Source organism: Kangiella koreensis DSM 16069, from assembly GCF_000024085.1.
Lineage (GTDB): Bacteria > Pseudomonadota > Gammaproteobacteria > Enterobacterales > Kangiellaceae > Kangiella > Kangiella koreensis.
Genome location: NC_013166.1, coordinates 2667859 through 2689595, shown reverse-complemented (window position 1 = coordinate 2689595; position 21737 = coordinate 2667859). Strand labels below are relative to the sequence as shown.

The window sequence follows — 21737 nt, the reverse complement described above, 5'->3', positions numbered from 1 at the left end:
TTTAATCAACATATATATGAGAAGGTATTACCGATGGAACGGAGGTTTGAAGTTAGTCTTGCTCGGTGGGTGATTCTATATCAGTTGGAATGGCATACCATTGATCGAGTACTGCATACAGTTGATCAAGGCCAACACGCTTTAGAGATGAAAATGCTTGAACGGTAGCCTTGGGATGGAGTTCTGAAAGTGCTTTTTTGCACTGCAGGACGGCTTTGGATTTGGCTCCCTGGCTGAGTTTGTCCGATTTACTGAGCAGGCAATGCACCGGAAGACCGACTTCTGCCGCCCACACTAACATTTCCTGATCACTGTCTTTTAGGAAATGGCGGATATCCATTAATAACACTAAGCCACGTAAGCATTTACGTTGTTGTAGATATCTAGAGAGTTCTGCTTGCCATTGCAGCTTCATCGCTTCTGGGACTTTGGCGTAACCATAGCCAGGAAGGTCGATTAGGCGTCGATCGTCATCTAGTGTAAAAACATTAATGAGCTGAGTACGTCCGGGGGTTTTACTGGTTCGGGCCAAACTTTTTTGTTGAGTTAAGGTATTAAGCGCGCTAGATTTACCGGCATTGGAGCGACCAGCAAAGGCAACTTCGATACCCTGATCGTCTGGCAGCTGGGTGAGTTTTGCAGCACCAAGTAAATATTTGGCAATGTGATAATTCATAAGAGTGTATTTTTTATCAGAGATATTGGCATTTTACTGGTTAGTTCCCTATAATTCATCGAACTTTTTTCGATTTCTCTGTCGTTGCGCTTCAGCAATGACCTTTTAACAGAACTATACGGGTAACCTGATGAAAAAGTTAGCAATTATTGCATTATTCTTATTTGGTGCTACTGCTTCTGCGCAGGATGGTGATGCCGCCAAAGGTGCCGAGTTGGCAGCAACCTGTGCCGCTTGTCATGGTAAAGACGGTAATAGCGCCAATGCGATGTGGCCAAAACTAGCCGGCCAAAACGCAAAATACTTGGAAAAGCAGATTAAAGATTTCCAAGCTGGTGCGAAAGATCAGTCTCAAGGTCGTTATGATCCATCAATGGCACCAATGGTTGCTAATTTGAGCGAGCAAGACATTGCTGATTTGTCTGCTTACTATGCTGCTCAAGAGACACAATTGGGTGCTGTGCCGAAAGAATTCGTGGATCTTGGTAAGAAAATCTACTTCCAGGGCGACGCAGAGCGCGGCATTCCAGCATGTTCGGCATGTCACGGTGCTACTGGCCAAGGTCTTGATTTAGCAGGTTATCCAGCAGTTTCAGGTCAACATCCTGAATATGCTATCAAGCAATTGAAAGCATTTGCCTGGGCTGAGCGTGCCAACGACAACAATGCGGTCATGCGTGATATTGCAAACCGTATGTCAGAGCAACAAATTGAAGCTGTTGCATACTTTATGTTGGGTCTTCATTAATTTGACCGCTTAAAGTTGCAATGACCTGTTGAATCAGGGTAAAAAAGGCGACAGTGGTCGCCTTTTTTTATGGCGCATAGTTTTGCAATTCGTTTCATTCAATATACTAGAGAACACTTATGAAGCATTTTTTATTAGTTTCTGGCTTAGTTTTCCTGCTTGGTGCCAATGTAGATACCGTTCATGCCATTGAGCAAGGTCAAGACTATTGGCGCATTACTCTGACCGACGAAAGTCAGCTGAACACTCAAGATAACCTCTATTTTAGTTGGTTGGGCTGCACTTCATGCCGCATGCTTGAACAAGAGCTTGCCAGTGAGCTAGATGAGCTGGAGTATGTTCCATTGATAGCACGCCCAGAGTGGCGGGCGGCCGCCAAGCTGCATTATGTGATGCAGCTGCTAGAGCTTAGCGATGAGCAAAAGAATAACATGATCACTAAAATAGATGCGGGCGAAATAGACGTCACTGACTTTAATGCCATGCAGGAAGAGTTATTGGCGATGGAGGTTGATGAAGAAGTTCTAACATTGCTACTTGAGAACAAAGAGCTGTATCGTAAAGTACAAAGAGCCGAAGACTTAGCAGCAAAATATCGAATTCAATATGCACCAACCGTTGTCATTAAAGGTCAATTCGCAACGGATGCTAACCACACTATGAAAATTGATCGGTTTGCTGAAGTGCTACGTTATTTGAAGTCGTTATAATCCATCGTTATCCGTCCACCATTTGATTGGGTGGACGGCTCTTCTTAATTAATATTTTTTAATATCATCCCCAATAATCCGGTAAGGGTTTTTCACTGCTGTGGTGGCTGGTGTTGTAGAGTGCCGCCAAGGTTGCTGAGCGGCATTCCCGACGATACAAAACCAGAACAACGATGCTGGCGCATAGAATAAAAATCCAGGAGTTGAAGAACCAGGCCAATACCGCGATGGCGAAGGTGTAGGCACGCAATCCATAATTGAAAGAGTTGGAAGCTCGGCTTAATAACCAGTTGGTGTGTTTGATAAAGAGTTGATGCTCTTTTTCATCGCAGTCCTGGTCGGGTGCGGCACCAAACAGGACAACCGCAAAGTTATACTGACGCATAGACCAGGTGAATTTGAAGAAAGCATAGGCGAAACAAATTACCAGCAGAATAATTTTAACTTCCCACACAGCCCGCGATGCAATCTCTATCCAGGGTAAGGCGGACAACAGATGAATGGCTTTTTCGGTGGACCCCAAAACGGTCAGCAAACCGGCGATAATAAAAATGGTGGTCGATGCAAAAAAGGTAACGTTACGCTGCAAGATGCCCAGACTGGTGACATCGGCAATTTTGACATCACGAGCAACCATTTTTTGAATCCACTGTTCTCGATTGGCCGCCAGTTGGTTAGCAATGGTCGGGCGTTTGCCGTGTTGAATGCGAGCATATTGAGTGTAACCAACCCAGCAAATTAAAAACCAGATTAGCGCTATCCAGTCGAGTAAAGGCAAAAAGGACAGGTTCATAAGTAAGCCTCAAACTTGGGCATAAGTGGTTGCAGAAGAGAGGTTAAAAGTGCCATGCTTTAGGATTCAGTTCAAGCAACTTTATGGTATGGCCTCATAACTTTATGACACAGCAATCAGCGGGCAAGAATAATTTGCAGGATGCAACCAGTCCATATTTACAGCAACATAAAGATAATCCGGTGCATTGGCAGCAATGGAACCAGCAAACGTTGGAGCTTGCCAAGCAGCTCGACAAACCGATTTTGCTGTCGGTGGGCTATTCATCCTGCCATTGGTGTCATGTTATGGCGCATGAATCTTTCGAAGATGCAGCGACCGCAGAGGTGATGAATCAGTTGTTCATCAATATCAAGTTGGATCGTGAAGAACGGCCTGATTTAGACAAAACCTACCAGCTCGCCCATCAACTGCTCAATCGACAGGCAGGCGGTTGGCCGTTGACCACCTTTTTAGATCCACAAACGCTTACTCCATTTTTTAGTGGCACCTATTTTCCCAAGCAGCCCAAGTACGGTATGCCTGCATTTACTGACTTGTTGAATAATATCGCTGGAGTCTTTTCTGAGAAGCGAGACGAAATCAAGCAGCAGAATGGCCAGATACAGGAAGCGTTACGCTTTATTTCAGGCTCAGCGGGTCAACAAGCTGAAAATAACGCTACGACCAGTTCGGCATCACTCAGCCAAGCTTTTATAGAAGAAGTGTTAAAGCGCTCTGATCAGGATTTTGGTGGTTTAAAAGGTGCTCCTAAATTTCCACAAGCTGCCATCTGGCAAGCTGCCTTTGAACTGCTTATTGATGAAGACGGCCAGCAACAGGCGTTAAGCGAGCATCTATCTAAAACCCTGCACGCCTTTGCTGACTATGGTTTGTATGATCACCTCGGTGGTGGTTTCTTCCGCTATTGTGTCGATGAATATTGGGATATTCCGCATTTCGAAAAAATGCTCTATGACAATGGGCAGTTAATCAAGCTGATGGCAGAAGCGGGTAATTACTATGCGCAAGGCGACTGGATGCAGCGGGTAAAACAAAGCATTAGTTGGCTGACCGAACAAATGCAAAGCGAACAGGCGACCTATTATTCTGCGCTCGATGCCGACAGTTTGAATGCTGATGGCCATAGTGAAGAAGGTGCTTATTACGTCTGGCAACAAAGTGACATCCAGTCCATGAATGAACAGGAGCAAGCGGTTGCCAAAGCTTATTATGGATTCGCGGACAAGCCTAATTTTGAGGGGCATTGGCACTTGGTTTGCCGCAATTCATTAAAGCAAGTGTCCGAACAGACCGGAATACATCCAAAGCAGCTGCCCTTGCTGATTGAATCGGTGCGTCAACAATTAAAGGCAGAGCGTGACCAGCGTCCCTTACCATTTCTCGATGATAAGCAATTAACCAGTTGGAATGGTTTGCTGCTTCAGGGGCTATTCAGTGCTGCGCGCCAGCTAGGCGATGATGCAATTTTGCAGCAGGCCAAGGATTGTCAGCTGGGCTTATATCAAACTGTCTGGAGTGGCACAGAACTGAAGGCTTGTTATCGAAAGGGACAGGCTTATCAATCAGCATTTCTGGATGATTACGCCTATTTTGCAAAGGCACTGCTGATGAGGTTGACCTTTGATTTTGATGAGCAAAGTTGGCATTGGTTACTCGACCTGTGTGATGGCTTATGGACCAAGTTTGCCGATAAGCGACAAGGGGGGTTTTTCTATACGGCTGAAGATGCGGAAATGGTCATAACAAGGCACAAAAGTTGGAGCGATGATGCCATGCCTAACAGCGCATGCCAGGCTCTGGAAGTGTTGTGGCTGGTAGGCGAGCTGACCGGTAAGATGGAGTGGTTGGAGTTTATCGAGATAAGTCTGCAACAGGCCAGCGCAGAAGCGATCAAAGCACCTTTGCAGTATCCATCGGTGGTACGTGTGTTGAATGCCTATGAAAAAGGTTCTGAAGTCTGGGTGCTGCGAGGTGATCTACATCAGACCGTAGGCTGGCAAGAGTATCTAAGTACCGGACAATATAGTCAGCGCTGGGTGTTTAGCCTTGAGTCGAACAGTGATTTACTAAAGGACAAGTATCCTGCACAAGAAAAAGCCGTGGCTTATTGCTGTCGCAATCGCCAGTGCTTCCCTGCGCTGGAGTCATTCGATGCGATACAGACTTTTCTGCAAGCAGAGTGAGTCTCTGTTTACTTCAGCAAGCTGGCCAGTTTTGCGATCAGTTTGTTAATACCGCTGGCGGCTTCTGAAACACTACCAGCCAGCATATAAGCTGGTGTTGAAATCAGGTTATTGCCTTCATCATACACAATGTCTTCGACTGGACAGGCCATGTGCACGCCGCCCATGGCTTCAATCGCCTCAGCAGTATCCTTATCATTACCAATCGTCAACTTGCTTCCCGCACCATATAGTCTTGGGATCATGGCTGGCGAAATACAGATAAAGCCGACCGGCTTTTTGGCCGCTGCCATGGCTTTGATAAAGCGTTCCAGGTCGGGGTTTACCGTGCAATCACTGCCTTTTACTGCAAAGTCACACAGGTTTTTAGCGGCACCAAATCCACCAGGTAACACAGCCGCAGCAAAGTCGGATTCTTTGGCCTTTGCTAAATCCTTGATATTTCCTCTTGCGATACGAGCCGCCTCAACTAACACATTGCGCGACTCACCTTCGCTAACATCACCGGTGAGGTGGTTAATGACATGCATCTGGTCGATATCAGGAGCGAAACATTGGTAGTCCAGGTCGTTTTGTTCAAGCGCTAACAGCGTTAGTACACTTTCATGAATCTCGGCCCCGTCATAGACACCGCAGCCAGATAAAATAACAGCAATCTTTTTCATAATTCTCCCTGCTCAAATCAATCGAGTGAAATAGAAATACCATCATAATATAAGCAAAATTTGCTGTCAGGCGGTAAGAATTTTGATTTTTGAGACGTTTTAACCGAAACTAGAGGACAGCCTGCCGGGTAGGAATACATAAAGGCGTCAATAACGTCGCAAAGGGCCAAAACATAGTGACACGAATTCTTTTTCTTTTCTGTTTAATTGGGACAATACTTTTTAGCCAACAGACTCAAGCAAACCAACAGCTTGTGGATGCTATTGGCATTGAAGATCAGTTGTCGCAAAGCGTGATCACTGCCATCGTTGAAGACCAGCAGGGGTTTTTATGGATCGGTACTGAAGATGGCCTTAACCGCTATGATGGTTATCAAATTAAGGTATTTCAAAAACAGAACAGTAACCTTTCCCATACCACCATTCATGACCTGTTGATTGCTGATAATGGCGATGTTTGGATTGCTACCGAAAACGGCCTTAATATTTATCAGCAAAATACCGGCAAAATAATCAGTTATCATCATAATCCCTTAGAGCCTTTTACTTTGGCGAATGACTATGTCACCAGTCTTGCAAAAGATGATAAAGGGGGCGTTTGGGTCTCAACCTTTAATGGCCCCTCCTATTTCGATCCAGAGATCGAAGGCTTTAAAACCTACCCCATCATGCTCAGTCGCCGCGTTACAGCAACCGTCAGTGAATTACGCAAGATATACGTTGATAGCCAGCAGCGAGTGTGGGCGGTTACTACGCGAGGTGAGCTGGCGCAGTTTAATCCGACCAGCGAACAGTTTTTTATTGTTAATGTGACTACCGGTGGCCAATTTGGAGTGATAGCGGACATTGCTGAAACGCCCGAGGGTAAAATTTGGCTACTGTCTTACCAGCAAGGAATCGTTGAGTATCAGCCAGATGAAAATCGTTTTAGTCTGGTGCACTTCGCTGATTTGGGTTTGCGTGATGTCAGCATTCAGGCCAGTACTTTGATATTTGATGGTGAAAATAATTTATGGCTGGGGACAGTCAAGGAAGGGCTTTACTCGATAAATCTTAAAACAGGGCGTTCGAACCACTATCGCTATGGACGGCCTGGCTCAATTGGCAGCAATACCATCAACTGTTTATTTACCGATAGTAATGGCATTTTGTGGGTCGGGACTTCGGCTTACCTGAATAAAATCAATCCGGATGCTATTTTATTCAACCATCATTACTTTCAGCCTGATTCGGTAGATTCGTTGGCGGGCGATACGACGTTTGCATTGCATGTTACTCAAGATGACAAACTACTGGTGGGAAGCGATGGACATGGTATTACGGTTATGGACGTACGTGATCCATTGGATTTAAAGCGCTTGGCAATCATCAATCCTTCTACGCTGGATAATAAAAGTATCCACTATATTGGAGGCGCCAGTTCGGGCAAAGCTTGGGTAGTGACCTATGATGCTGTTTGGCTTTACAACTTGACCACGCAAAAGTTGGAAATGGTATTTGAAAATGAAAGCTATACCGCTGAGTTACTTACCGCTCACTATCAGAATGGTAATTTATGGTTAGGTACGACGGAAGGCTTGTGGCGACTCGACCAAAATTATCAGGTCACACGTTATCGAGTGATTGATGCTGATTTCCACAGAAATAACAGGATCAACACCATACAGCCGAGTGTAGAGGGTGATAACTTATGGATTGGAACCGAAAGCGGCGTTCATTTATTCGATACCAAAGATATGAGTTTCGATGGACTGGGTCAATTGATTCAAGACCTGCCGGAAGAGGCCAAAGATGTGGTGTTAAGTTTAAACCTTGATCAATTCAATCGTCTTTGGATTGGAACTTTCGGTAATGGATTGATCGTTATCGATCTTACTCGACAGGTAGCTACCACTATTAACAGCACCAGCTCTGGTTTGCACGATAGTATTTACAGCATGGAGCTGGATGCCAATAATTATATGTGGCTTGGAACTGGAAGGGGTTTGTATAGGGTATCGCCCAATGATTTTAGTCTGACCCAATTTGCACTCGCAGAGGATCAGCCTATTTTGGAATTTAATACGGGTTCCAGTGCTAAGGACCGACATGGCAACCTCTATTTTGGCGGCATAAACGGTATCGTTAATTTCAGAGCTGAGGCCTATGAACCTGATGTGGCTCCTCCAAATCCTGTGATTACAGACATTCTCATCAATAATCTACCTATCGTGATCGATGATGAATACCAGAAGCGTTTGGATACCTTGCCAAATTTAGCTAACAAAGTAACCTTTTTCCCAGAAGACACCAGTATCAGCTTTGAATTTTCAGGGTTGAACTATGCTGACCCCAAAAGTAATCGTTATCGTTATATGTTGGAAGGTCATGACCAGGACTGGGTTGAAACTGACTATAAAGGTCGCCGCGTAACTTACACCAATCTTAAGCCAGGCGACTATCGATTTTTAGTTATGGCTTCGAATAAAGACGGTGTTTGGAGTGAAGAGCCAACCGCGTTACAGATTCATGTGAAGACATCCGGTTGGTTAACGCCTTCCGCTTTTACTTTGTATGGTTTTATCCTTGGGCTGATTATTCTGGCTTTCTCTTATCTGATCTGGGCACGTATGCGCGAGCGCAGAATGGCCGCATTACAGCTAACGCAAAGTGAGGAGCGGTTGAAGTTGTCACTATGGGGCAGTGGTGATGAGCTTTGGGATTGGCAGGTTCAGTCCGGTGCACTGCACTTATCCAATGAATGGCCCTATGATTTTCCGAGGGACGGAATACGTAGTGGCTATTCGATGGCTAATTCGAATATTCATCCCAATGATTTACCTTACGTGCGACAGTCGCTGAATGCCCATCTAGCGGATAAATCCATGCACTATGAAAGTACTTACCGGATTAGCGATGAACATGGTGGATGGATTTGGGTGCTTGATCGAGGCAAGGTGGTTAGCCGTGATGAAAACCAGAAGCCGCTCCGTATGGCAGGCACTTTAAAAAACATTACTGAGCTGAAGAATACCGAACAGCAGCTTAGTATGATTGTAAAATCATTCGATAATATTTCTGATGGTGTCTGGATTCTCGATGAAAATTTCCATTACATTGCAGTAAATAAAGCATTCACTAAGATTACCGGTTTTGATGAATCTGAAGTGCTGGGCAAGCTAATGAAGGTTAGCTCGTTACATCAAATCACTGATGATGAATTCTATGATTTGCGCAACGAATTAACGGAGAAAGGTTTCTGGTACGGCGAGTTGGTCGCTAAACGCAAAGATGGCGATACTTATCCGATAGAAATTAATATCGATGTGGTGCGCGATAATGATGGCGAAATTATTAACTATGTAGGTGTTTTTTCGGACATTACATTCCGCAAACAGGCGGAACGAGAGTTGCGTCGTTTAGCTACGGTGGATCAGTTGACTGACCTTAAAAACCGTACTAGTTTCCGAACTCTCTTCGAACATTTAATTGAGGATTCTGGACGAGGTGATCAGCATGCCTTGTTATTTATTGACCTCGATAATTTCAAGCGTATTAATGACTCGCTCGGACATGGTATAGGCGATGAACTTCTAATTTATGTGGCTAAAATACTCCAGGAGATTGTGAGTGACCAGAATGGAGTAGTGGCTCGTTTGGGAGGGGATGAATTTACTGTATTGTTGCAGGAAGTAGATACATGGAATAAACCGGCCAAAATTGCACAGGCGATCCTGGATGAGTTTGCCAAATCATTGCCTCTTTCTACCGCTGAAGTGGTGGTGTCACCTAGCATCGGCATTGTGATGTACCCTGAAAATGGCACCTCTGCCGAAGAGTTGCTGAAAAACGCGGATACCGCCATGTATTACGCCAAGAAAAAGGGTAAGAACACCTACCAGTTCTACACTCGCCAGATGAATGAGCAAGCCAAATTGCGTATTACATTAGAGAGCGAGTTACGCCAAGCAATCGAGAAAGATGAGTTTGTGATGTTCTATCAGCCGAAAGTGAGTCTGCAAACCGGCAAGATTACCGGTATGGAAGCCTTGGTGCGCTGGCGTAATCCGCGAAGAGGACTGGTCCTGCCAGGTGAGTTTATTCCATTGGCAGAAGAGGCCGGCTTCATCATCCCGATCAGTCAGCGGGTGATTGAGAAAACCTGTCTGCAAATCCGCGATTGGCAGAACCGAGGAATTTTCCACGGTAAAGTGGCGGTCAATTTGTCTGCTGTTCAGTTCTATCATGAAAATCTATGGGAAACAGTCAAAAACGCACTACATTTGGCCAAGATTGAGCCGGATGCGTTAGAGTTTGAAATCACCGAGGGTATGGTGATGGAAGACCTAGCTCAATCACTACAGCAGATGCGTACTTTGCGTGAGATGGGCATTAGCCTGGCCCTGGACGACTTTGGTGTTGGCTATTCTTCGCTGGGCAATCTCAAGGATTTCCCCATTGATACCCTTAAGATTGACCGAACCTTCGTCTGGGATTTAGAAGACTCTGACCGAGATCGCAATCTGGTCGCTTCGATTGTGACGCTTGCTCATAACCTTGATATCAAGGTGGTGGCAGAAGGAGTCGAGAATCGCAACCAGGTAGATGCATTGCGCGAAATGGGTTGCGAAGAAATTCAAGGCTTCATCTTCAGCCGTCCGGTTCCACCTTGGGATATCGAGACGATGCTCAATATTGAAGACTTTGATCTGGACGAATTCATTACTCAGAACGAATCGGACTAATTCTACTAATGGAAAACTCAGATTTGCATAAATTTGGCCACAATGCCCGAATTTATTGCCTTGCAAAGGAAAAAACTGAGTAAAAAACAGGCAAATCATTTGATTGGTCAGGGCGGGTCTGCGACAATATGCGGCCTAAAAAATGCTGCCTTTTGAGGAGACCTCATGTCATTGTCAGGTAACGACTCGCTTACCCGTTTTCAACTTGCTAATGCTATCCGCGCCTTGAGTATGGATGCGGTGCAAAAAGCCAAGTCCGGCCACCCCGGAGCTCCTATGGGTATGGCTGATATCGCTGAAGTCCTGTGGAATGACTACCTGGTTCATAATCCTGCAAACCCTGACTGGGTTAATCGTGACCGCTTTGTAATGTCGAATGGGCACGGTTCTATGCTGGTCTATTCTTTACTGCATCTCACAGGCTATGACCTATCGATCGATGATCTGAAGAACTTCCGTCAATTGCATTCAAAAACACCCGGCCATCCAGAGTTCGGTTATACCCCTGGTGTCGAAACGACTACTGGCCCATTAGGGCAAGGTATTGCCAATGCGGTAGGTTTTGCGATTGCCGAAAAGAAGCTGGCAGCAGAATTTAATAAGCCTGACCATGACATTATTGACCATTTCACTTATGTATTTATGGGTGATGGCTGCATGATGGAAGGCATATCGCATGAGGTTTGCTCACTAGCCGGTACACTCGGCTTGGGTAAACTAGTCGCATTCTATGACGACAACGGCATTTCAATTGATGGTGAAGTCGACGGCTGGTTCTCTGATGATACACCAAAGCGTTTTGAAGCTTATGGCTGGCAGGTAATTCCAGCGGTAGATGGTCATGATCCAGAAGCGATTAAAGCAGCCATTGAAGAAGCGCGCGCCGACAGTGAGCGCCCAACCCTGATTTGCTGTAAGACTATTATTGGCTTTGGTTCGCCTAATAAACAAGGTAAAGAAGAATGTCACGGTGCTCCGTTAGGTGATGACGAAATCGAATTGGCTCGCAAGCAATTGAACTGGCCACATCCAGCCTTTGAAGTTCCAGAAAGCATTCGTGAACAATGGAGCGCACGTCAAGTTGGTCAGCAGCAGGAAGCTGATTGGAATAAGAAATTTATTGCTTACAAAGAGGCTTTCCCAGAGTTAGGCAGTGAGCTTGAGCGTCGTCTAAGCCGTCGCCTACCTGAAGACTTTGCTGAACAGGCTCAAGCCTATATTGCTAAGTTGCAAGAAGAAGGCCAGGTAGTTGCTTCTCGTAAAGCTTCACAAATGGCGATCAATGCTTATGCGCCTTTATTACCTGAGCTAGTTGGCGGTTCGGCAGACTTGGCAGGTTCAAACCTGACCATTCATAGCCAGTCCAAAGGCATTGAAGCGAAAGACGCCAGCGGTAACTATGTGTACTACGGTGTGCGTGAGTTTGGTATGTGCGCCATCATGAATGGTATGGCCATACACGGTGGTTTGATGCCTTATGGCGGCACCTTCCTGATCTTTATGGAATATGCCCGTAACGCACTGCGCATGGCGGCGCTTATGAAACAACAAGCGATTTATGTATTCACCCATGATTCGATCGGTTTGGGGGAAGATGGACCAACACACCAGCCAATTGAGCAGTTAGCTAATTTACGTACCACGCCGAATATGTCGGTATGGCGTCCATGCGATGCAGTGGAAACAGCAGTGGCCTGGAAAGTAGCTATTGAGCGTCGCAACGGCCCTACTGCTTTGAGCCTTAGCCGTCAGAATCTACAACACCAGCAGCGTGACGCAGAGCAGTTAGCCAGTATTGAGCGTGGCGGTTATGTGTTAGTCGACTGTACTGACAAACCTGAATTAATTTTTATCGCCACTGGTTCAGAAGTTGAGCTGGCTATCCAGGCGGCAAAAGAGTTAAGTGGGAAAGGCAAGCAGGTGCGAGTAGTTTCTATGCCATCAACCGATGTCTTTGAAGCGCAAGATGCCAGCTATAAAGAAGCGGTATTGCCAAGCGACGTACCAAGTCGTGTCGCTATCGAAGCAAGCATTGCCGATTACTGGTACAAGTACGTGGGCCTTGATGGCCGCATCGTCGGCATGACCAGCTTTGGCGAATCAGCCCCAGCGGGTGACCTGTTCAAACATTTTGGATTTACAGTGGACAATGTGGTTGCTGTGGCCGAAGAACTTTTAGATTAAACGCGTGAGTAATTTCTGGAGATAAAGATGACAGTTAAAGTTGCAATTAATGGTTATGGTCGTATTGGACGTACCGCCCTTCGTGCGATTTATGAGCACGGTTACCGTGATCGCATTCAAGTGGTTGCGATCAACTCTTCACACCCAGCGGAAACCACCGTTCATTTGACGAAGTATGATACTACTCACGGTCGTTTTAATGCCGACGTTTCAACCGATGGCGAATACATGATTGTTAACGGCGATAAAATCAAGTTATACGCTGAGCGTAATCCAGAGCTAATCCCATGGGGCGAGCAGGACGTTGACGTAGTTTTTGAATGTACCGGCGTATTTAAAGATCAGGCTGGCGCATCCAAGCACTTCAAAGGCGGCGCAAAGAAAGTTCTTATTTCAGCACCAGGTGCAGCAGACGTCGACGCAACCGTAGTATTTGGCGTAAATGATGACATTCTTAAGCCAGAACACCGTGTCGTATCAAACGCGTCGTGCACCACTAACTGTCTAGCGCCATTGGCCAAAGTCCTAAATGACACCATTGGTATCAAAAAAGGGTTGGTCAATACGATTCACGCCTACACCAATGACCAGCGTTTAATCGATAATCAGCATTCAGATTTACGCCGTGCCCGTGCCGCAGCACAAAGCATCATCCCAACTAAAACCGGTGCCGCCAAAGCAGTGGGTTTAGTGCTTCCAGAATTAAACGGCAAGCTGGATGGCTTCGCTATGCGCGTACCAACCATCAATGTGTCATGCGTTGATTTAACCTTCGAGGCGGGTCGTGACACTACAGCTGAAGAAATTAACGATATCGTTAAGAAAGCAGCGGATGGACACGTACTTTGCTACAACGACGAGCCATTGGTGTCAGTAGACTTTAACCACAGCCCAGCATCATCAACCTTTGATTCTGGTTTGACTCGCGTACAAGATGGCAACTTTGTGAAAGTGGTTACTTGGTACGATAATGAGTGGGGTTTCTCGAACCGGATGTTGGACGTTGCCATCAAGATGATGTCTGTCTAGCAATTTTCTGATCTACACTAACCGATGTGCTTAGATTAGCGGTCTTTTTGTCGTGATACTCGAATCTAAGCTATCCAGAGTACTAACTTCTGGAAGGTATTATCTTTTGTAGGGTGCGTCGTGACGCACCGCTCTAAAATGTAGGGTGGGCCTTGGCCCACCATTTGTATTTATAAGCTAAGGTTAAATTTAGCTTAAAAAATTTAACTACCATGAATGGTTTAAGACTATGAATGTGTTAAAGATGTCTGATCTGGATCTTCAGGGAAAGCGCGTTTTAATTCGTGAAGATCTTAATGTGCCAGTTAAAGATGGCAAAATCACCAGTGATGTTCGCATTCAAGCGGCATTGCCGACCATTAAGCTGGCGTTGGAGAAAGGCGCTAAATTAATGGTGATGTCACACCGTGGTCGTCCGACTGAAGGTGTGTTGACTAAAAACGATTCCATGCAAATCGTTGCTGACTATTTAAATGATGTGCTGGATGTTCCGGTACGTCTGGTCACTGAATATTTAAATGGCGTTGAGGTTAACCAAGGAGAAGTGGTTTTATTCGAGAACGTGCGTTGCAACGTCGGTGAAAAAGCCAATGATGATCGTCTTGCCAAAATGTACGCTGATTTATGCGATGTGTTTGTGCATGACGCCTTTGGTACAGCCCATCGTGCTCAAGCATCCACTCATGGTGTTGCGAAATTTGCTCCAGTTGCCTGTGCGGGTCCATTGTTAGCCGGTGAATTGGAAGCCCTAGGCAAAGCGCTTGATAATCCTGCGCGTCCTATGGTCGCCATTGTCGGCGGTTCAAAAGTCTCAACAAAATTAACGGTATTAGATTCGTTATCACACATTGTTGACCAATTGATTGTTGGTGGCGGTATTGCTAATACTTTTATCGCGGCAACGGGCAATCCGGTAGGCAAGTCTCTGTACGAAGAAGATTTGATGCCAGAAGCCAAGCGCTTAATTGAACAGGCGCAATCGAAGGGTGGCGATATTCCGGTGCCGGTCGATGTAGTAACCGGTAAAGAGTTCGCAGAATCGGCAGCTGCGGAAACGAAATCGGTTAAGGATGTGGCAGAAGATGATATGATTTTTGATATTGGCCCTCAGTCAGCGGAACATCTTGCCAAGATTCTAAAAGAAGCGAAAACTATCGTCTGGAATGGCCCAGTCGGTGTTTTCGAGTTTGACCAGTTTGGTCATGGTACTGAAGTGATTGCTAAAGCAATTGCTGACAGCGATGCCTTTTCAATTGCGGGCGGTGGCGACACCATAGCGGCGGTTGATAAGTACGGTATCAATGATAAGGTTTCATACATTTCAACTGGTGGTGGTGCTTTTCTTGAGTTTTTAGAAGGTAAAGAATTACCAGCAGTGGCAATCTTAGAAGAGCGAGCGAAAGGCTAAGCTTAAAGACTGTCGAACAGGATACAAAGTTAAGGGGAAAGAAAATGGCTTTAATTACACTTCGCCAATTACTCGATCATGCAGCAGAGCATAATTATGGTATTCCGGCATTTAACGTTAATAACCTTGAGCAGATGCGTGCTGTTATGCAGGCAGCGGATGAAACTGACAGTCCAGTAATCATTCAGGCTTCTGCAGGCGCTCGTAAATATGCAGGTTCAAATTTCCTGCGCCACCTGATCGTGGCGGCGACCGAGGAATTTCCGCATATTCCAATCTGTATGCATCAGGACCATGGTTCATCGCCAGCGGTGTGTCAGCAGTCAATCCAATTAGGCTTCTCATCAGTGATGATGGATGGCTCGCTCGAAGAAGACATGAAGACACCAGCAAGCTATGAGTACAACGTGCGCGTAACCAAGCTTGCTACTGAAATGGCGCATGCCTGTGGTGTTTCTGTGGAAGGCGAGCTAGGTTGTTTAGGTTCATTGGAAACCGGTATGGCGGGTGAAGAAGACGGTTCAGGCGCCGAAGGCGTGTTAAGTCATGATCAGCTACTGACCGATCCTGAAGAAGCGGCGCAATTTGTTAAAGACACGAAAGTGGATGCCTTGGCTATCGCTATCGGTACTTCTCATGGCGCCTATAAGTTCACTCGTCCACCAACAGGCGACGTGTTAGCGATTGAGCGAATTAAAGCGATTCATGAGCGTATTCCAGACACGCATTTAGTGATGCATGGTTCTTCATCAGTGCCACAAGATTGGTTGGCTACTATCAACGAATACGGTGGTGACCTGGGCGAAACTTATGGTGTACCGGTTGAAGAAATTCAGGAAGGCATCAAGCACGGTGTTCGTAAGGTCAACATTGATACCGACTTACGTTTAGCGGCGACCGGTGCAGTGCGCAAATTCTTGAAGCATAATCCAAAAGAATTTGACCCACGTAAATATAACAAAGCGGCCCAAGATGCCATGCAGGCAATCTGTAAAGCACGTTATGAAGCCTTTGGCACCGCCGGTAACGCTGGCAAGATCAAGGCTATCAATATGGAACAGATGGCGCTTGATTACAAAGCTGGAAAGCTTGATCCACGCGTTAAGTAATTTCTCAGAAAATAAAAAAGGCCAGCATCTGCTGGCCTTTTTTGTGGTTGAACATTAAGACTAGTAGAGCACTCTTGCTCGTATCGTTCCTTCAATTTCCCGCATCTTCTCAAGTGCTATTTGACTCGACCCTTTGTCGATATCGGTGACCACATAGCCAATATCACCTTGTGTTTGTAAATATTGTGCGGAGATATTGATGTCATTTTGCGATAGGATCTGGTTGATTTGCGATAAAATGCCGGGTTTGTTGTGGTGAATGTGTAAAACCCGGTGGGTATTGACGTGTTCCGGCAATGCGACTTGTGGGAAGTTGACTGCTGATACGGTTGAGCCATTATTGCTGTATTTAATCATTTTCTCAGTCACTTCAATGGCAATATTTTCCTGCGCTTCCAGTGTCGAACCACCGATATGAGGGGTTAATATGACGTTATCGAATTCACGCAAAGGAGACTGAAATTCTTCGGTATTCGACTTGGGCTCGGTTGGGAAAACATCGATAGCCGCACCGAGAAGGTGCTCGGTACTTAAGGCTTCTGCCAAAGCATCAATATCTACTACAGTACCACGTGAGGCATTGATTAAAATACTACCTGGCTTCATAGCCGTTATTTGTGTTTTACCCATCATACCTTTGGTTTGCGGTGTTTCTGGTACATGCAAAGTCACGACATCAGATTCGGCTAACAGCTGGTCTAAATCAGCAACCTGGCTGGCATTTCCAAGCGTTAACTTGGTTTCTATATCGTAGAACTTGACCTGCATGCCAATCCCTTCAGCAAGAATGCCAAGCTGAGTACCGATATGGCCATAACCTATGATGCCTAAGGTCTTACCGCGGGCTTCATTAGCATTCTGAGCCGTTTTAAGCCACTGACCACGGTGTGCGGCTGCATTTTTAGCAGGAATGCCACGCAGCAACATGATGATTTCGCCCAGAACCAGCTCGGCAACACTGCGGGTATTGGAATATGGCGCATTAAATACCGGGATGCCTTTGTGCTGGGCGGCATTCAGATTGACCTGATTAGTGCCAATGCAAAAACAGCCAATTGCGACCAGCTTATTCGCTTCGGCCAGTACCTCAGGAGAGATTTGCGAGCGTGAGCGAATACCTAGGAAATGGCAATCTTGCAGAGCACTTTTAAGTTCTGAGGCCGATAGAGCGGTTTTCAGGTTTTCTACCTGATGATAACTATCTTGTCTGAACATTTGTTCTGCTTTAGGGTGGACTCCTTCAAGGAGTAAAACTTTCAGCTGTTGTTTATCAAATGATGTGCTTGCCATGTTGGATTATTCAGTGGTCGATAGGCAACGAAAGTCTATTAAAACAGATCCGATCAGCATGTAAAAGTAGGCAATAGTTATTAACTATAAATATTGGCCATAAGTGCAAAATAGGTGTCTAAAAGGGGCAATTTTGCTACAATCTGCCGCCTTGTCGCAATGGAGCGGCTGTGCTGAGCGGTTTAGGCACATATGATTAGCGCCTGATAATCGGGCATGAATGAGGAGATTTGCCGGATGGCATACCAGACCAACATCGATAAAATGATAGTCTTGCTAAGCGAGACCTTATCGATTGATGCCGATCAGTTGTCGGCAGAGACTTTGCTGCTGGGTAATTTGCCGGAGTTTGATTCAATGGCGATTGTTTCCATTTTGATGCAGATCGAAGAAAGCTTTGCCATCGAAATTTCAGATGATGAGTTGACTGGCGAGATCTTTGAGTCCGTAACCACCCTTACGGAGTTTGTGGAAGTACAGCAGGCAGCCACAGCAATTTAGTCTGACTTATAGATAGATAATTGATTTTTAAGGCCGAAAAGTAGCTTTTTCGGCCTTTTTCTTTTATAACAGCCATAGACTCCAAACAAATAAGATAAGCAGGGAAATGGCCGGATTTATTGCCTGTATCGTTTTGGCAGGCTTGTTGTTCATGATCGTTGTATTACGCTGGCGAGGCTCTACGCTTGGCTGGCCGATCCTGTTGTTAGCTTTGACTTTTATCGGCTGGAGTGGATTGAACTTGGTCGACACCGGCTTTGAGCTTAATCATTGGATGATTGAATGGGGACGATTGTTTGGCATCTATGCGGCGTTAACCTTCTTTCTGTTTTATTTTGCGACTCACCATAAACTATTAAGTTTCATTATCTTGCTCGCTTTTGCTGGTTGGATTAGCTTTATTATTATCTACTCTGCTGATATGAAGCGGGTCATAAACCCAGCAATCGCAGGATTCATTTTATTGCTGATGATGCAAATGATGGAGCGGGCTGGCAATGAATTTGCTGAAACCTTAAGAGCTGAAATTTCTACGCTAGGCGGTGCCTTAGGCATAGTCCTTGTCTGGGATCTGTTGTCGATGCTGGTGCTGATGCTGAACTTGAATGTTGATGTAGAAGCATTGGATGTTTCCCGTGCAATCATTGCCAGTATCGCTATGGCGTTCAGCCTGGTTCACATTCAGCGGATCGATCAGTCCCGTCTTGATTTAGAAAATATCCAGCAAACCTACCGCCCCCACAGTAGCCTCAATATTTTTGCCATTTTATGTTGGCTAGCAGTGGTTGGTTACATGCTGATTGGGGTAGCCTGGAGGCAACCACTTATTGGCCTGGCGGTGCTGGCGGCATCAATAGTGATTTTTGTCTGGCTAGCTTACAAGAAAAAGCTGCTAAGCCAGCTTAAGATTATGATTACCAAGCTATTCGCTAGTTATAAGTACGACTATCGGGAAAGCTGGTTAGGCTTCAACCGTGCGCTCGACGAGGCAAATGTACGTGGTGATTTTTATCAGCTATCGATCAAAGCTCTGGCCAATATTATCAGTAGCCCTGCGGGTAAGTTATGGAGTCGTCGCGGCGATTTATTTATTTATACTGACAATTGGCAATCACCACTTAATTCGCCATTAAATGGTGAGTTAGCCTATCAGCTACCGAGTGAGCTGGTTGAATTTATAGAGCGTACAAACTGGGTGGTTGATATAAAGGAGTACCAAAATAATCAGAATGTATATCAAGGGCTTAAGCTTGATGTTCGCTCACCATTATTCCAACAGCATCAGATTTTCATTCCGTTACGGCGAGGTGAAGAACTGGTTGCGGTTGTCGGATTACGCAGTAGTTATTCAAAACCAAGTTTGAACTGGGAAGATCATGATCTGCTTAAAGCAGCAGGCCAACAGATGGCAAGTTATCTGGCGTTATTTGAAGCAACCACGCAAATTTATGAACAAGAGCAATTTGATGCCTTTAACCGTTTGTCAGCATTTGTGGTGCATGATTTAAAAAATGTGACCGCACAATTGGAACTGATTACTCATAACGCACATCGCTATCGTGATAACCCAGAGTTCGTTGATGATACCTTTGAAACAGTGGCCAGCGCGACCCAGCGTTTGAACAAAATGCTGGAACAGTTGCAACGTAAGCAATTGCCAAAGAAAGAAATTGTACAGGCCTATATCCCAGAGGTTTTTGCGAAGTTTAAAGAAGCTGCTAATCGACTGAATGTGATAGGAGATATTCCTGAAGTTGAAGTGTATGCTAATCAAGAGCAACTGCTTAATATCATTCAGCATCTGCATCAGAATGCGATTGATGCCAGTAATGAGAGTGATAGAATTCATCATCGATTTGACCAGTTGGGGCAAGAGCTACACTGGCATATTGTTGATAAGGGCAAAGGAATGGATGCGGATTTTGTACGTAAACAATTATTCAAACCATTCGCCACCACCAAAGGTAATGCTGGGATGGGAATCGGTGTTTATCAGTGCCGCTATTTGCTCCAAAGCTTTGGCGGTGATTTAATAATACAAAGTGAACTAGGGAAAGGAACACGCTGCATTGTCATTTTGCAAACGTTAACGCCCGGAGATTAGAAAATAAAGAGGACAGGATGGCACAATCAAATAAACCCGACTTATTAATTATTGAAGATGACAAGGGGCTACAGAAACAGCTCAAATGGTCATTCGATCAGTATAACGTGATTCTTGCAGAAGACCGCGACAGCGCTTTGGTGGAATTGAGACGTTACCAACCACAGGTCATAACACTTGACCTCGGCTTACCACCAGATCCCGCAAACGCAAGCGTAGGTCTTGAACTACTCGAAGAAATCCTATCTTTATCACCGACCAGTAAGGTTATTGTGGTAACTGGCAACGATCAGCGTGAAATTGCCATGCAGGCAGTCAATGCAGGTGCTTATGATTATTATCAGAAGCCAATTCAGCCTGAAGAGTTGACGCTTATCATCAAACGTGCATTTGAGTTGGCAAAGCTGGAAGACGAGAATCGTCGCCACTTCCAACAACAAAAAGAAAGCTTCCACGGCATTATTGCCACGAGCCCGGAAATGATGGCTGTCTGTCAAAAGATCGAGAAAGTTGCACCCACCGATGTGAGTGTTTTATTGCTGGGTGACAGCGGGACTGGTAAAGAGTTATTGGCTAGGGCTGTTCATGATATCAGCCCACGGCGTAGCAAAAGTATGGTCGCCATAAATTGCGCAGCAATTCCCGATAATTTATTGGAAAGCGAGTTATTTGGATACGAAGCAGGAGCATTTACCGGTGCCAATAAAACCACCATTGGCAAGATCGAATACGCCAATGGCGGAACCTTATTCCTCGATGAAATTGGTGATATGCCAATGGCTTTGCAAGCAAAATTGCTACGCTTCCTGCAAGAGCGAGTGGTAGAGCGTGTTGGGGGGCGTGAGTCAATTCCGGTTGATGTCCGCATTATTGCTGCGACCCATCAATCGCTTGAAGACTTAGTGAATGAAGGCAAGTTCCGCGAAGATCTTTATTATAGACTTAGCGAAGTAGTGCTTAATATCCCAGCTTTGTCGAAACGAAATGGTGATGTTGTGTTAATCGCCCGTTCCTTGTTGGAAAAGTTCAATCGACAATATTCGCGTAATATCCGTGGGTTTGGCAAAGATGCGGTTCAGGCAATGGAAGCCTATGCATGGCCAGGAAATGTGCGTGAATTGGAAAATAAAATTAAAAGCGCCGTGGTCATGTCAGACAGCAATCAGATCACCGCTAAAGATCTGCAAATAGATGAAGATCAACTGCGCGAAATGCCATTGAATTTACGTCAGGTACGAGAAGCCGCCGAAACCCGCGCCATCCAACGCGCCATTGTTCTATCCGACGGCAATATTTCCCAAGCCGCAAAACTGTTAGGCCTAACCAGACCAACCCTCTACAGCTTAATGGATAAGTACAGTATTAGTAGTTGAGGACTCGATTGGTGATAAATAATAGTATGGAAATTCCGGCTTGCTCCAGTTACCCCTTAGAGTTAGCCGAGTGAAGAGAAGTTATAGCGTAAATTGGCCAAGGATGGCCAATTTAGCCACTTCGAAACAGGACGTTTCGTATTGGCGGCGCGTTTTAACTTTGAAGAATGAGGGAAGCCCGAAGGGCCTAACGACTGGGGTGTCATTCTTTTGCCTACTTTTCTTAGACAAGTAAGA

General features: G+C 45.5%; 15 protein-coding genes. 11 read left to right on the top strand and 4 right to left on the bottom strand.

Annotation, left to right across the window (positions count from 1 at the left end; translation table 11 throughout):
- Positions 1 to 52: 52 nt before the first annotated feature.
- Positions 53 to 676: a ribosome biogenesis GTP-binding protein YihA/YsxC gene (gene yihA, locus KKOR_RS12500; RefSeq protein ID WP_015781504.1), complete on the bottom strand. Its 624-nt coding sequence runs from the start codon at positions 674 to 676 to the stop codon at positions 53 to 55.
- Between the two features lie 130 nt (positions 677 to 806).
- On the opposite strand from yihA, the gene KKOR_RS12495 reads away from it, so the two are divergent.
- Both KKOR_RS12495 and KKOR_RS12490 read left to right on the top strand, forming a co-directional pair.
- Positions 807 to 1424: a c-type cytochrome gene (locus KKOR_RS12495; RefSeq protein WP_015781503.1), complete on the top strand. Its 618-nt coding sequence runs from the start codon at positions 807 to 809 to the stop codon at positions 1422 to 1424.
- A gap of 119 nt (positions 1425 to 1543) precedes the next feature.
- Positions 1544 to 2134 (top strand): thioredoxin domain-containing protein, encoded by a 591-nt coding sequence (locus KKOR_RS12490; protein ID WP_015781502.1) that lies wholly within the window; start codon positions 1544 to 1546, stop codon positions 2132 to 2134.
- Positions 2135 to 2198: 64 nt separating this feature from the next.
- Here KKOR_RS12490 and KKOR_RS12485 read toward each other — a convergent pair whose 3' ends face one another.
- A complete protein-coding gene (locus tag KKOR_RS12485) occupies positions 2199 to 2927 on the bottom strand; it encodes a DUF599 domain-containing protein (RefSeq protein WP_015781501.1) in 729 nt (242 codons plus the stop codon).
- 104 nt (positions 2928 to 3031) lie between these two features.
- Here KKOR_RS12485 and KKOR_RS12480 point away from each other — a divergent pair, with 104 nt between their 5' ends.
- On the top strand, positions 3032 to 5113 hold the full coding sequence (locus KKOR_RS12480) for a thioredoxin domain-containing protein (protein ID WP_015781500.1): 2082 nt from the start codon (positions 3032 to 3034) through the stop codon (positions 5111 to 5113).
- A gap of 8 nt (positions 5114 to 5121) precedes the next feature.
- On the opposite strand, the gene elbB is transcribed toward KKOR_RS12480, so the two are convergent.
- Positions 5122 to 5778: an isoprenoid biosynthesis glyoxalase ElbB gene (elbB, locus tag KKOR_RS12475; RefSeq protein ID WP_015781499.1), complete on the bottom strand. Its 657-nt coding sequence runs from the start codon at positions 5776 to 5778 to the stop codon at positions 5122 to 5124.
- Between the two features lie 176 nt (positions 5779 to 5954).
- On the opposite strand from elbB, the gene KKOR_RS12470 reads away from it, so the two are divergent.
- The 5 genes from KKOR_RS12470 (at position 5955) to fba (ending at position 16232) form a co-directional block, all read left to right on the top strand.
- Complete coding sequence (locus KKOR_RS12470) at positions 5955 to 10502, top strand: EAL domain-containing protein (RefSeq protein WP_015781498.1); 4548 nt, start codon at positions 5955 to 5957, stop codon at positions 10500 to 10502.
- Positions 10503 to 10667: 165 nt separating this feature from the next.
- Complete coding sequence (gene tkt / locus KKOR_RS12465; protein WP_015781497.1) at positions 10668 to 12686, top strand: transketolase; 2019 nt, start codon at positions 10668 to 10670, stop codon at positions 12684 to 12686.
- A 27-nt stretch (positions 12687 to 12713) separates the two neighbouring features.
- The gene (gap, locus tag KKOR_RS12460) at positions 12714 to 13715 is read left to right on the top strand and encodes a type I glyceraldehyde-3-phosphate dehydrogenase (protein ID WP_015781496.1); all 1002 of its coding nucleotides are present in this window, start codon (positions 12714 to 12716) and stop codon (positions 13713 to 13715) included.
- A 229-nt stretch (positions 13716 to 13944) separates the two neighbouring features.
- Positions 13945 to 15123, top strand: coding sequence for a phosphoglycerate kinase (locus tag KKOR_RS12455; protein WP_015781495.1), 1179 nt, complete (start codon positions 13945 to 13947; stop codon positions 15121 to 15123).
- A gap of 44 nt (positions 15124 to 15167) precedes the next feature.
- Positions 15168 to 16232, top strand: coding sequence for a class II fructose-bisphosphate aldolase (fba, locus tag KKOR_RS12450; protein WP_015781494.1), 1065 nt, complete (start codon positions 15168 to 15170; stop codon positions 16230 to 16232).
- Positions 16233 to 16292: 60 nt separating this feature from the next.
- On the opposite strand, the gene serA is transcribed toward fba, so the two are convergent.
- Positions 16293 to 17522: a phosphoglycerate dehydrogenase gene (gene serA / locus KKOR_RS12445; RefSeq protein ID WP_015781493.1), complete on the bottom strand. Its 1230-nt coding sequence runs from the start codon at positions 17520 to 17522 to the stop codon at positions 16293 to 16295.
- A 237-nt stretch (positions 17523 to 17759) separates the two neighbouring features.
- Here serA and KKOR_RS12440 point away from each other — a divergent pair, with 237 nt between their 5' ends.
- The 3 genes from KKOR_RS12440 (at position 17760) to prsR (ending at position 21500) form a co-directional block, all read left to right on the top strand.
- The gene (locus KKOR_RS12440; RefSeq protein ID WP_015781492.1) at positions 17760 to 18023 is read left to right on the top strand and encodes an acyl carrier protein; all 264 of its coding nucleotides are present in this window, start codon (positions 17760 to 17762) and stop codon (positions 18021 to 18023) included.
- Positions 18024 to 18129: 106 nt separating this feature from the next.
- Positions 18130 to 20127, top strand: coding sequence for an XrtA/PEP-CTERM system histidine kinase PrsK (gene prsK / locus KKOR_RS12435; protein ID WP_015781491.1), 1998 nt, complete (start codon positions 18130 to 18132; stop codon positions 20125 to 20127).
- 17 nt (positions 20128 to 20144) lie between these two features.
- Positions 20145 to 21500 carry a PEP-CTERM-box response regulator transcription factor gene (prsR, locus tag KKOR_RS12430; RefSeq protein WP_015781490.1) on the top strand — a complete coding sequence of 452 codons (1356 nt, stop codon included), beginning with the start codon at positions 20145 to 20147 and terminating at the stop codon, positions 21498 to 21500.
- The last annotated feature ends 237 nt before the right edge of the window (positions 21501 to 21737 follow it).